The 12,485-nt window shown below is 71.9% G+C and carries 10 protein-coding genes; 6 read left to right on the forward strand and 4 right to left on the reverse strand.

The window, feature by feature from the left end; translation table 11 throughout:
* Positions 1–33 precede the first annotated feature (33 nt).
* The 3 genes from ACEZDE_RS08265 to panB form a co-directional block, all read right to left on the reverse strand.
* Positions 34–861 (reverse strand): ABC transporter permease, encoded by an 828-nt coding sequence (locus ACEZDE_RS08265; RefSeq protein WP_380534040.1) that lies wholly within the window; start codon positions 859–861, stop codon positions 34–36.
* Positions 858–1,844: an ATP-binding cassette domain-containing protein gene (locus tag ACEZDE_RS08270; RefSeq protein ID WP_380534042.1), complete on the reverse strand. Its 987-nt coding sequence runs from the start codon at positions 1,842–1,844 to the stop codon at positions 858–860. Before ACEZDE_RS08270 ends, ACEZDE_RS08265 begins: the two co-directional genes overlap by 4 nt.
* A 103-nt stretch (positions 1,845–1,947) precedes the next feature.
* Positions 1,948–2,877, reverse strand: coding sequence for a 3-methyl-2-oxobutanoate hydroxymethyltransferase (panB, locus tag ACEZDE_RS08275; RefSeq protein ID WP_380534044.1), 930 nt, complete (start codon positions 2,875–2,877; stop codon positions 1,948–1,950).
* Between the two features lie 179 nt (positions 2,878–3,056).
* Between panB and ACEZDE_RS08280 the strand changes: the two genes are divergently transcribed.
* From ACEZDE_RS08280 to ACEZDE_RS08290, 3 genes are all read left to right on the forward strand, one after another.
* Entirely contained in the window at positions 3,057–4,625 is a 1,569-nt protein-coding gene (locus ACEZDE_RS08280) for an MFS transporter (protein ID WP_380534046.1), read from the forward strand.
* 4 nt (positions 4,626–4,629) lie between these two features.
* A complete protein-coding gene (locus tag ACEZDE_RS08285; RefSeq protein WP_380534048.1) occupies positions 4,630–5,286 on the forward strand; it encodes a TetR/AcrR family transcriptional regulator in 657 nt (218 codons plus the stop codon).
* A gap of 100 nt (positions 5,287–5,386) precedes the next feature.
* Complete coding sequence (locus tag ACEZDE_RS08290; RefSeq protein ID WP_380534050.1) at positions 5,387–6,418, forward strand: endonuclease/exonuclease/phosphatase family protein; 1,032 nt, start codon at positions 5,387–5,389, stop codon at positions 6,416–6,418.
* Positions 6,419–6,443: 25 nt separating this feature from the next.
* Here ACEZDE_RS08290 and ACEZDE_RS08295 read toward each other — a convergent pair whose 3' ends face one another.
* The gene (locus ACEZDE_RS08295; RefSeq protein WP_380534052.1) at positions 6,444–8,201 is read right to left on the reverse strand and encodes an NAD+ synthase; all 1,758 of its coding nucleotides are present in this window, start codon (positions 8,199–8,201) and stop codon (positions 6,444–6,446) included.
* Between the two features lie 184 nt (positions 8,202–8,385).
* Here ACEZDE_RS08295 and ACEZDE_RS08300 point away from each other — a divergent pair, with 184 nt between their 5' ends.
* From ACEZDE_RS08300 to ACEZDE_RS08310, 3 genes are all read left to right on the forward strand, one after another.
* Entirely contained in the window at positions 8,386–9,840 is a 1,455-nt protein-coding gene (locus ACEZDE_RS08300; protein ID WP_380534055.1) for an SPFH domain-containing protein, read from the forward strand.
* On the forward strand, positions 9,837–10,790 hold the full coding sequence (locus tag ACEZDE_RS08305) for a C40 family peptidase (protein ID WP_380534057.1): 954 nt from the start codon (positions 9,837–9,839) through the stop codon (positions 10,788–10,790). The genes ACEZDE_RS08300 and ACEZDE_RS08305 overlap by 4 nt, the downstream gene beginning before the upstream one ends.
* Positions 10,791–10,911: 121 nt before the next feature.
* The gene (locus tag ACEZDE_RS08310) at positions 10,912–12,273 is read left to right on the forward strand and encodes a glutamine synthetase family protein (RefSeq protein WP_380534059.1); all 1,362 of its coding nucleotides are present in this window, start codon (positions 10,912–10,914) and stop codon (positions 12,271–12,273) included.
* Positions 12,274–12,485: the final 212 nt, after the last annotated feature.

Consider the following 12,485-nt stretch of genomic DNA (forward strand, 5'->3'; position numbering starts at 1 on the left):
TGAGCCGTCACTACCGGCCCCGCGCACGGCCGGTCAGGTGCGCTTCTTGAACTTCCGTACCGCCAGCGGCGCGAACACCGCGGTCAGTCCCACCGACCAGGCCAGCACCTCCAGCGCCGGATGCAGCACCGGCAACCCGCCGTTGATCAGTGCCCGGCTGGAATCCGCCAGCGCGGACAGCGGGTTGACCTTGGTGAAGGACTGGAGCCAGCCCGGCATGGTGCTGGTCGGCGCGAAGGTCGAGCTGCCGAACTGCAGCGGCATCACGATCAGCATGCCGACCCCCTGCACCGCCTGGGGGTTCTTCAGCGCCATCCCCAGCAGCATCGACACCCACACCATGCCCGCTCCGAAGGCCATCGCCAGCGCCAGCGCGGCCAGCAGCTGCAGCGGGCCGGTGTGGACTCTCATGCCCAGCAGCATCGCGAAGGCCATCAGGATCACCAGCGACACCAGCGCCCGCAGGCTCTCCGCGACCAGCTTGGAGACCAGCACCGAGGCGCGCCCGATCGGCAGGGTGCGGAAGCGGTCCATCACCCCGGTGCTGAAGTCCGAGTTCAGCCCGGTGCCGACGGCCATGGCCAGCGAGATGCCGATCTGCCCGAGCATCCCGGGGACCATGTACTGGATGTAGTTGGTCTGGTTCCCGGACACCGCGCCGCCGAACACGTACACGAACAGCGTGGTGAACAGGATCGGCATCAGCAGGACGTCGATCATCGACTCCGGATCGGCCTTGATCCGCATCAGGTTGCGCCGGGTCAGCGCGCCGATGTGGGTCAGCGTCGCCCGCGGGCTGATCCGCTGGTCCTCCAGCGGCGGCAGCGGGCGCACCGACGTGCGTACGGTCGTGGCGCTCATCGCACACCCTCCATCTGCTTCTGCTCCGGCACGTCCTGACGCTCAGGCGTTCCGGTGCCGGTGATGGTCAGGAACACCTCCTCCAGACTCGGCATCCGGGTCTCGATCCCGGCGACGGCGAACCCGCCGCGGGCCAGCTCCGCGATCACCGCGGTCAGCTGCTCCTCGCCGCCGACCGGCAGCGCCACCCCGCCGTCGATCGCCTTCGCCCCGTGCCCGGCCAGCCGGCACACCATCTCGTCCAGCTGATCCGCGACCGCCGGACGGACGGTCAGGGTCTGTCCGCCGACCTGGCGCTTCAGCGCCCCGACGCTGCCGTCGGCGATCACCCGGCCCTTGTCGATGACGGTCAGGTCGTGCGCGAGCTGCTCCGCCTCCTCCATGTACTGGGTGGTCAGCAGCACGGTCGAGCCCTCGCCGACCATCCGCTGGACCTCCTGCCAGACCTCGTTGCGGGTCCGCGGGTCGAGGCCGGTGGTCGGCTCGTCCAGGAACAGCACCCGCGGCTGGCCGATCATCGAGGCGGCGAGGTCGAGCCGTCGCCGCATCCCGCCGGAGTAGGTCTTGGCGGGCCGCTTGGCCGCGTCGGTCAGGGAGAAGCGTTCCAGTAGCTCACCGGCCCTGGCCTTGGCCCCCTTGGCGGACAGGTCGAGCAGCCGCCCGATCAGGTAGAGGTTCTCGTAGCCGGAGAGCAGCTCGTCCACCGAGGCGTACTGCCCGGTCAGGCCGATCGCCCGGCGCAGCTGCCGCGGCTGCCGCTCCACGTCGAGCCCGGCCACGGCGGCCGTCCCCGCGTCCGGCTTCACCAGCGTCGAGAGGATCCGCACCAGCGTGGTCTTCCCGGCCCCGTTCGGCCCGAGCACCCCCCGGACGGTCCCCTCCTGCACATCGAGATCGACGCCGTCCAGCGCCTTGGTCTCCCCGTAGTGCTTCACCATCCCCCGTACCACGACGGCCGGGGTCCTCCCTGCGCTCACTGTCATGCCCCGACTCTCCCCCGGGCCGCCGTCAGGCGTCCGTCGGTCCGGGGGAGGGCTCCGTCAGGGCTCCGTCAACCCCGTCAGCGCTCCGTCGGTGCTCGCGCGGTCAGTGGAAGGTGTGCTCCTCGGCCGGGAAGGCGGCGCCGATGACGTCGGCGGAGAAGGCGCGGGCGGCGTCGCCGAGGGTGCTGCGGAGGTCGGCGTACTGCTTGACGAAGCTGGGGACCCGGCCGCCGGTCAGCCCGGCCATGTCGGTCCAGACCAGGACCTGGGCGTCGCAGCCCGCCCCGGCGCCGATGCCGACGGTGGGGATGTGCAGGGACGCGGTCACCTGCGCGGCCAGCTCGGCCGGGACGGCCTCCAGGACCAGCGCGAACGCGCCCGCCGCCTCGGCGGTCTTGGCGTCGCGGAGCAGCTGGTGCGCCGCCTCGTCGCCGCGGCCCTGGACCGGGTAGCCGCCGAAGGCGTGCACGGACTGCGGGGTGAGCCCGAGGTGGGCCATCACCGGCACGCCGGCCTGGACCATCAGCTCGGTCGCGGCGGCGGAGCGCTCGCCGCCCTCCAGCTTCACCGCGCCGACCCCGGCCTCCTTCATCAGCCGGACCGCGTTGTGCAGGGCCTGCTGCGGGGACTCCTGGTAGGAGCCGAAGGGCAGGTCGGCGACGATCAGCGCGCGCTTGGTGCCGCGGACCACCGAGGCGGACATCATCACCATCTCGTCCATGGTGACCGGGACGGTGTTCTCGTAGCCGAGGTGACAGTTCCCGGCGGAGTCCCCGACCAGCAGGACCGGGATGCCGGCCTCGTCGAAGATCGCAGCGGTCGGCGCGTCGTAGGCGGTGAGCATCGGCCAGCGCTCGCCGCGGCGCTTGGCGCCGGCCAGGTCGCGGACGGTCACGCGGCGGGAGGTGACACCGCCGTAGAGGGACTGCTGGGCCTTCTCGGCGGGGGCCTTCGCGGCGGGCGCCGCGGGCGTCCCGGTGGCGGGGTCGGCGGCGGAAGGCGTGGGGGCAGGCGGAAGCGAACCGTGCTGCATGGCTGGTCTCCTGTTGGTGTCGTCTCGTGGCGCCGCAGAGGGCGTCCCCGGATCACCTCCATGCTGACACGTGGCGGCTCCGCCGCAAAGGGGCGGGGCCGACCCGGCGGCGGACATCGTTGCCGAAGATTTACGATACGAGACGGTTCCGTATCGAAAAGAGCGGTAGCGTGTCCGCCATGACCACCACATCCCCCGCCGCCACCGCCGCGCGCCGGGTCCCCGAGGCCGTCCACCGGCGCCGCTGGGCGATCCTGACCATCCTGATCTTCGCCCTGCTCGTCGTCGTGCTCGACAACTCGATCCTCAATGTGGCGATGAAGACCATCGCCACTCCGGCCCCGGTCGGCCTGGGCGCGACGCAGAGCCAGCTGGAATGGGCGATCAACTCCTACACCCTGGTCTTCGCCGGACTGCTGTTCACCGCGGGCCTGCTCGGGGACCGGCTCGGCCGCAAGAAGACCCTGCTGTTCGGGATGGTGATCTTCGGCGCGGGCTCGCTGCTCTGCTCGATGGCGCACTCGCCGGGCGAGCTGATCGGCTACCGGGCCGCGATGGGCTTCGGCGGCGCGTTCGTGCTGCCCGCCACGCTGGCCATCATCATGAACGTCTTCGAGCGCGAGGAGCAGCCCAAGGCCATCGGCATCTGGTCCGGCGCGGTCGGCCTGGCCATCGCCATCGGCCCGATCGCGGGCGGCCTGCTGCTGGCCCACTTCTGGTGGGGCTCGGTGTTCCTGGTGAACGTGCCGATCGTGGCCGTGGCCCTGGTCGGGATGGTCTGGCTGGTCCCCGACTCGCGCGACCCCAACCCGGGGAAGCTGGACCCGCTGGGCGTGCTGATGTCCGTGGTGGGCCTGGTCGCGCTGATCTACGGGATCATCAAGGGCGGCCAGGTCGCCGACTTCACCGTGGTCCAGTCCTGGCTGCCGATCCTGGTGGGCCTGCTGGTGCTGGCCGGGTTCGTGCTCTACCAGCTGCGCAGCCGGCACCCGGTGCTGGACATCGGCTGGTTCCGCAACAAGCACTTCTCCGCGGCCGTGACCGCGATCGGGCTGACCTTCTTCGCGCTGATGGGGGTCACCTTCTTCTCGGTGTTCTACCTGCAGAGCGTGCGCGGCTACTCGGCGCTGCAGGCCGGTCTGCTGCTGCTGCCGCTGGCCGTGGCGCAGCTGCTGGTCTCGCCGCGGGCCCGGCTCGTGGTGGACCGGATCGGGGTCAGGGCGACCTGCACCACCGGCATGCTCACCATCGCCGCGACCTTCGCCGGGTTCCTGCTGCTGGGCCGGGACACCGGGATCTGGGTGCTGGAGGTGCTGGCCTTCTTCCAGGGCGTGGGCATGGCCCTGGTGATGCCGCCCGCGACGGTCACCATCATGTCCAGCCTGCCGCGCGAGAAGGCCGGGTCCGGTTCCGCGGTCAACAACACCTTCCGGCAGGTCGGCGGCTCGCTCGGGGTGGCGATCCTGGGCGCGCTGCTGTCCACCAGCTACCGCGACGGCATCCAGGACAAGCTCTCCGCGCTGCCGGCGCCGCTGCGCGCTCCGGCCGGGGAGTCCATCGAGGGCACTCTCGGCATCGTCGACAAGGTCGGCGCGCGGGCCGCGGGCCTGGTGGACCCGGCCAAGGACGCCTTCGTCCATGCCATGCACGTGACCGCGCTGGCCTCGTCCGTGGTCGCGGTGCTCGGGGCGGTCGTGGCGGTGTCCTTCCTCCCCGGTCGGCCGGGTAAGGAAGAGACGGCAGGATAGGGGGGTGACCAGCACGAACGAGGAAGCGGCGGCCGAGGCGGCGGCCCCGCGCCGGGGCCGCCCCCGGAGCGAGGCGGCCGAGCAGGCGATCATCGGGGCGGTGCTCCGGCTGCTCGACCAGGGGTATCCGCTCGCCCTGCTCTCCATCGAGGGCATCGCCGGTGAGGCCGGGGTCGGCAAGGCCACCATCTACCGCCGCTGGCCCAACAAGGAGGAGCTGCTGCTCGACGTGCTGCGGCGGGTGGACGAGCCGGAGCCGCCGGAGTTCGACGGCCCGGTCAGGGACGCCCTGGTGGCCGCGCTGGAGTTCCTGCGCCGGTCCGGTCTGGCCCGGCGCTCGCAGTCCTCGCTGGCGCTGATCGCGCACGAGGTGCAGCACCTGCCGGAGCTGCACCGCCGCTACCACGAGCAGGTGATCGAGCCCCGGCGGGAGCGGATGCGGCGGCTGCTGGCCCGCGGCGTCGAGCGCGGCGAGATCCGCGGCGACGTGGACCTCGACCTGCTCGGCGAACTGGTCGTCGGACCGATGCTGTCCCGGACGCTGCTCCGTCCGGGCGCGCCGCTGGAGGACCCGACGCTGTCGGCGACCATCGTCGACACCCTGTTGCAGGGCCTGGGCCCGGCCGGGGCGGACATCGGGGCGGACGCGGATCCTGTGTAGATCGGACTTTCCACCGCAAGTCGGAACCTGTTCGACCGGGTCGCACGTCCTTGTCCCCATAGGGTGGGATCAGGGACGCAACGGCACGTTGGGTAGGCACATGGCACAGGCTCCACAGGTTCAGGCCCAGCCCGGGGCGACCTCCGCGGGCGCGGCGCGCTCGCGCATCCCCGGGGTGCGCGGCTGGGGACGGGACTCCCGCGGGAAGTCCGCCTGGCGCCGCGGCTGGATCCTGGCGGCGCTGGCGCTGCTGGTCACCTGCGTGCTGCTGTTCCACCGGGAGATCCCCAACCGGGTCGGCAACCTCGGCAGCCTGGTGGAGACCTTCCTGCCGTGGACCGCGCTGGCCCTGCCGGTGCTGCTGGTGCTGGGCTTGGTCCGCCGGTCGGCGACGGCGCTGGTCGCGCTGCTGCTGCCGGTGCTGGCCTGGGGCAACCTGTTCGGAGCACTGCTCACCGACAAGAGCGGCGGCCCGTACGACTTCACCGTGGTCCAGCACAACGTCAACGCCTCGAACACCGACATCGCCGGGACGGTCGCGGTGCTGGAGGCCGCCAAGCCGGACGTGATCGCGCTGGAGGAGCTGTCCGCCGGGCACGAGCTGGACGCCTTCCGGCAGGACCTGGCCGCCGAGTACCCGTACCACGTGGTGGAGGGCACGGTCGGGCTGTGGTCCAAGGACCGGCTCTCGGACAGCGGCCCGGTGGACATCAAGATCGGCTGGACCCGGGCGCTGCGCACCACCGTCGACACCCCGCACGGCGCCGTCGCCGTCTACGTGGCGCACATGCCGTCGGTGCGGGTGAACCTGGACGCCGGCTTCACCGCGAACCAGCGCGACAACAGCGCCCAGGCGCTGGGGCAGGCGCTGGCCGCCGAGAAGCTGTCCCGGGTGGTGCTGCTCGGCGACCTCAACGGGACCATGAACGACCGCAGCCTGGCCCCGGTCACCTCGCAGATGCGCTCGGCCCAGGGCTCGGCCGGGTCCGGCTTCGGCTTCAGCTGGCCGGCCTCGCTGCCGATGGCCAGGATCGACCAGATCATGACCAGGGGAGTGAAGCCGACCGACGCCTGGACCCTGCCGCGGACCGGCAGCGACCACCTCCCGATCGCGGCCCGCATCGAACTCTGAGCCCGGCCTGCCGCCCCGTTGCTGGTTACGGCGCCTCGCGCCAGCGGTTGGTGATCGGCTGCCGGCGGTCCCGTCCGAAGTTCTTGGACGAGATCTTGGTGCCCGGCGGGTACTGCCGCCGCTTGTACTCGGCGGTGTCGACCAGCCGGATCACCCGGTCCACCACCGCCGGGTCGTAGCCCTCGGCCAGGATCCCGGCCCGGCCCAGGTCGCGTTCGACGTAGGCGGTGAGCACCGCGTCCAGCAGGTCGTAGTCCGGCAGCGAGTCGGTGTCGACCTGGCCGGGGCGCAGCTCCGCGCTCGGCGGCTTGCTGATGGTGTTCTCCGGGATCGGCGGGGTCTCGCCGCGCTCGACCGCGGCCTGGTTGCGCCAGCGCGCCAGCCGGAAGATCAGCGTCTTGTAGACGTCCTTGATCGGCCCGTAGGCGCCGACCGAGTCGCCGTAGAGGGTGGAGTAGCCGACGGCCAGCTCGCTCTTGTTGCCGGGGGCGAGCACCAGGTGGTTCTCCTGGTTGGAGATCGCCATCAGCATCGTCCCGCGCAGCCGCGACTGCAGGTTCTCCTCGGCCAGGCCGGTCAGTCCCAGCGCGCCCATGTAGGCGTCGAACATCGGCGCGATGGACACCGTGCGGAAGTGCAGCCCGGTTCTGCGGGCCAGCTCGGCGGCGTCGTCGCGGGAGTGCTGGGAGGAGTAGGCGCTCGGCATCGACACGCAGTGCACGTTCTCGGCGCCGACCGCGTCCACCGCCAGCGCGGCCACCAGCGCGGAGTCGATGCCGCCGGAGAGGCCGATCAGCGCGGACTTGAAGCCGTTCTTGTGGAGGTACGCGCGCAGCCCGGTGACCAGGGCGCCGTAGATCTCCTCCTCCTCGCCGAGGCGCGGGGACTGACCCGGCGTCACCCGTTCGGCGGGTTCCGGCAGCGGTTCCTCGGAGAGGACGGTGTGCACGACCTCCAGGCCGTCCGCGACGAAGTGGCTGCCCTGCGGTTCGGCGGTGGCCCGCGGCAGCTCCAGGTCGAGCAGCAGGCAGCCCTCCTCGAACTGCGGCGCCCGCGCCAGCACCTCCCCGGCGGCGGTGACCACGGCCGAGTCGCCGTCGAACACCAGCTCGTCCTGGCCGCCGACCTGGTTGACGTAGGCCAGGGTGCAGCCGGCCTCGGCGGCGCGCTTCTGGATCAGCTCCAGCCGGGTGTCGTCCTTGTTCGCCTCGTACGGGGAGGCGTTGACCACCAGCAGCAGCCCGGCCCCGGCCTGCCGCGCGGCCTGCACCCGGCCGCCGTCCTGCCAGATGTCCTCGCAGATGGCCAGCGCCACGTCCACGCCGTGCAGCCGGACCAGCGGGAGGGTGTCGCCGGGGACGAAGTAGCGGAACTCGTCGAACACGCCGTAGTTGGGCAGGTGGTGCTTGGCCAGCCGGGTGACCACCTTGCCCTCGTGCAGCAGCGCCGCGCAGTTCTGCGGGGAGCCGACCGGCAGCCCCAGCTTCGCCGAGGCGGTGGTGGAGCGGCCCAGGTAGCCGACCACGACGGCGGTCGAGCCGAGGCCTTCGGTCTGCAGCCGCTCGGCCAGCGCGAGCAGCGCGGCCCGGGAGGCGTCCACGAAGGAGGGCCGCAGGGCCAGGTCCTCGACCGGGTAGCCGGTGAGCGCCATCTCCGGGAAGGCCACCAGGTGCGCGCCCTGTTCGGCGGCGTGCCTGGTCCAGCGGACGACGAGGTCGCCGTTCCCGGCGATGTCGCCGACGGTGGTGTCGATCTGGTTCAGCGCGAGGCGTAGGTAGGACACGGGTCCAGCGTAATCGTCTATCCGACGCTATGGGGGGTCGGGGTGGGCCGGACGTGGTTTCCGGTACCCGGGATCGGGGGGACACCCCTGATACGGGTGCAATGTCCCTCTGTTGACGATTTGTCGGATATAAAGATACGTTCAGTCAGGAAGTGCCGCCGAGCCGCAGAGGGAGACCATCCACGTGGACCAGCGCAGCAGCACCAGCACCGACCAGCGCGGCAGCGGCAGGGCCGCCCGGCGCGGCAGCACCGCCGCCGCGGACGACGCCGAGCGCGCGGTCCGCCGTCCGCCCCGGGCCGACACCGAGTTGAGGGAGCGTCCGGCCCGGTTCGTGCTCCCCGGCTGGATCGGGCTGCTGGTCCTGGCCGGCGCGCTCGGCAGCGCCGCGCTGGTGGCGCTCCGGCCATGGGCGTTCACCCACCGGCTGCCGCACACCCGGCTGCTGGAGCCCAGGATGCTGCTCGGCTACTGCGCCGTGGTCGGCGCGGTCGCGCTGCTCGGCCTGATCGCCAACCCGGTCGGCACGGCCAGGGTGCTGAGCCGCTGGGGCGGCTACCGCGGCACCATCCGGCGGACCGGCCTGCTCTGGGTCAACCCGATGCTCAAGCGGCACACGGTGGACGTGCGGGTGCGGCACTGGCGCAGCGAGCCGATCGCCGCGACCGACCGCGAGGGCTCGCCGGTGCAGGTCGAGGTGCTGCTGGTCTGGGCCGTCCGCGACACCGCGCGGGCCCGCTTCGCGGTCCAGGACCACCGCGCCTACCTCGCCGCCGCGACCGAGGCCGCGGTGCGGCGGGTCACCGGGACGCTGCCGTGCGACAGCTTCGCCAGCCCCGGCCCGTCCCTGCGCGACGGCCAGTGGCTGGACGGCGAGCTGACCCGGCTGCTCAGCGCGGAGGCCGCGCCGGTCGGCCTCGCGGTCTACTCGGCGCAGGCGGTCGCCCTGGACTACACCGGCGAGTTCGCCGCGGCGCTGCGGCGCCGGCGGCTGGCCGAACTCGACGCCGCCACCCGCGAGGTGATCGTCGGCGACGCCCTGGAGACGGCGGCCCAGGCGGTGGCCCGGCTGGAGCACGACCAGGGCGTGGCCTTCGACGGCGAGGGCCGGGTCGGCCTGGTCCGCGACCTAGTCACAGCGTTCCTGACGCTGCCCGCGGTGAGCGCCCCGGCGGAGGTGGCGTCAGCGGAGGTCGCGGCGGCGGAGATTGCGTCGGCGGAGCTGCGGGCGCAGGCGTCGGGGTCGCGGGGGTCGGCGTCGCGGGGGTCGGCGTCGCGGGGGTCGACCTCGGCGCACGCGCTGGCCCGTGCCTCGGCCCAGGTGTCCGGCCGGGCTCCGGCACAGATGCCGGGCCAGGCCCAGGAGCAGCCGTCCGGCCAGGCTCCGGCCTCGACCCCGGTTCCGTCCCCGGCCTCGACTCCGGCCCCGGCCCCGGCCTCGACTCCGGCCCCGGCCCCGCAGCCCGCCTCGGCCCAGCCCGTCACGCCGCAGGCGCCCGCGTCCCCGACCGTCCCCGCCGCCAAGGTCCCTGCGACCGCGTCGGTTCCTGCGACCGCGTCGGTCCCTGCGACCGCGTCGGTCCCTGCGACCGCGTCGGTCCCTGCGACCGCATCGTTGAACGGAGCACGCGAGGTATGACCGCCTTCATAGAACTCGGCGACGCCGACATCGACGCCGCCCGCTGCCCCTGCACCCCCTGCGCGTCCGCCGCGCAGGTCTCCGCCGCGCGCCAGGCCTTCCAGCAGCAGGCCCAGCAGCGCCGTCCACTCGTCCGGGCCGCCGCGACCACCGCACTGGTCGCCGTCGGCGGGACCGTCGGCGGGACCGGGATGAGCCTGGCCGCCGCCTCCACCGCGAGCGCGCTGGCGGCCCCCAACCAGCCCGGCTGGGACGGCCACCGCTACTGGTTCCGCTCCAACGGCGAGTGGCGCTGGACCAGCCACTACTCCGTCTACCTGCAGCACCAGTCGTCCGGCGGGACCACCGCGCCCCCCGCCCCCACCCGGGCGCCGCTGCACCAGGGCTGGGACGGACAGCGCTACTGGTTCCAGCGGCCCAGCGACCACGCCTGGCGCTGGACCACCCACTACGACATCTACCTCCAGTACACCAAGGGCAGCACGCCCGCCCCGACCCCCACCCCGCCCAAGCCGACACCGCCGCCGAAGCCGACACCCGCTCCGCCGAAGCCGACGCCGCCCCCCGACACGCCCAGCTCCGCCTCCCTGGAGGCGGCGATCAGCTTCGCCTCGGCCCAGCTGGGCAAGCCCTATGTCTGGGGCGGCAACGGCCCCAACGGTTACGACTGCTCCGGCCTGGTCCAGCAGTCGTTCCTGCGGGCCGGGGTGAAGCTGCCCCGGGTCGCGGTGGACCAGTTCGCCGCGACCGCGCCGATCGCCTCGGCCGACCTGCGCCGCGGCGACCTGCTGTTCTGGTCCAGCAGCAGCCGCGCGTCCGGCATCCACCATGTCGCGATCTACCTCGGCGGCAACCGCTACATCGAGGCCCCGCGCCCCGGTGTGAACGTCCGGATCTCGGTGCTGTCGACCGGCTACTGGCCCACCCAGTTCGGTCGGGTCGTGGACTGACTTTCGCTGCGGCGTGAATCTGCGATGATGCGACCAGCGGACAAGTCAGCGCGCGGAGCGCTGCCCCTGGTGGCCGCTTTCACGTAACGTAACCGTAAAGATCAGAGGTGAGACTGTCGCCATGGGCAAGCAGCAGGAGTTTGTTCTCCGCACACTCGAAGAGCGTGACATCCGGTTCGTCCGACTGTGGTTCACGGACGTCCTGGGCTTCCTGAAGTCCGTCGCGGTCGCGCCGGCCGAGCTGGACCAGGCCTTCGAGGAGGGCATCGGGTTCGACGGCTCGGCGATCGAGGGCTTCGCCCGGGTCTACGAGTCCGACATGCTGGCCAAGCCAGACCCGGCGACGTTCCAGATACTGCCCTGGCGCTCCGAGTCCCCGGGCACGGCCCGGATGTTCTGCGACATCCTGATGCCGGACGGCTCCCCGTCCTACGCCGACCCGCGTTACGTGCTCAAGCGGACGCTGGAGAAGTGCGCCGCGCTGGGCTTCACCTTCTACACCCACCCCGAGATCGAGTTCTTCCTGCTGAAGGACCTCCCGGGCGACGGCACCGTGCCCACCCCGGCGGACCAGTCCGGCTACTTCGACCACACCCCGCGCGGCGTCGGCCACGACTTCCGCCGACAGGCCATCACCATGCTGGAGTCGATGGGCATCTCGGTGGAGTTCAGCCACCACGAGGGCGCCCCCGGCCAGCAGGAGATCGACCTCCGCTACGCGGACGCACTGTCCACCGCCGACAACATCATGACCTTCCGTTCGGTCATGAAGGAGGTGGCGCTGGAGCAGGGCGTGCACGCCAGCTTCATGCCCAAGCCGTTCTCGCAGTACCCGGGTTCGGGGATGCACACCCACCTCTCCCTGTTCGAGGGCGACCGCAACGCGTTCCACGAGGCGGGCGCGGAGTTCCAACTCTCCAAGGTCGGCCGCTCCTTCATCGCCGGGCTGCTGAAGCACTCTGCGGAGATCTCCGCGATCACCAACCAGTGGGTCAACTCCTACAAGCGGATCTGGGGCGGTTCGCAGCGCGCGGCGGGCGCCGGCGGCGAGGCCCCCTCGTACATCTGCTGGGGCCACAACAACCGCTCCGCGCTGGTCCGGGTGCCGATGTACAAGCCCAGCAAGCAGGGCTCGACCCGGGTCGAGATCCGCTCGCTGGACACCGGCTGCAACCCGTACCTGGCCTACTCGGTGATCCTCGCGGCCGGCCTGAAGGGCATTCAGGAGGGCTACGAACTCCCCCCGGGCGCCGACGACGACGTCTGGGCCCTCAGCAGCATGGAACGCCGCGCGATGGGCATCGAGCCCCTCCCGCAGAACCTCGGCGAGGCCATCGACCTGATGCAGACCAGCGAACTCGTCCAGGACACCCTCGGCGAACACGTCTTCGACTTCTTCCTCCGCAACAAGCGCCAGGAGTGGGAGGAGTACCGCCAGGAAGTCACCGCCTTCGAGCTGCGGAAGAACCTGCCGGTGCTGTAACCACTGGTCAGCGGGCATAGAGCGAGACACAGACAACAAGAGAGGCCAGCGGATCGAATCCGCTGGCCTCCCGTCTGTTCCGGGCTCCGGGGCCGTCTGTGGGCCGTCAGACCGATGGGTCGCACTGCGTGCGCGATCACGTTCCCGCTGTTCAGTATCTGCAACACGCCCCCTCGGCCAGGACCATCATTGGATCCTTGGTCGGTTGTCCG

It is taken from the genome of Streptacidiphilus cavernicola, assembly GCF_042510955.1.
In the GTDB taxonomy this organism is placed as follows: Bacteria; Actinomycetota; Actinomycetes; order Streptomycetales; family Streptomycetaceae; genus Streptacidiphilus; species Streptacidiphilus cavernicola.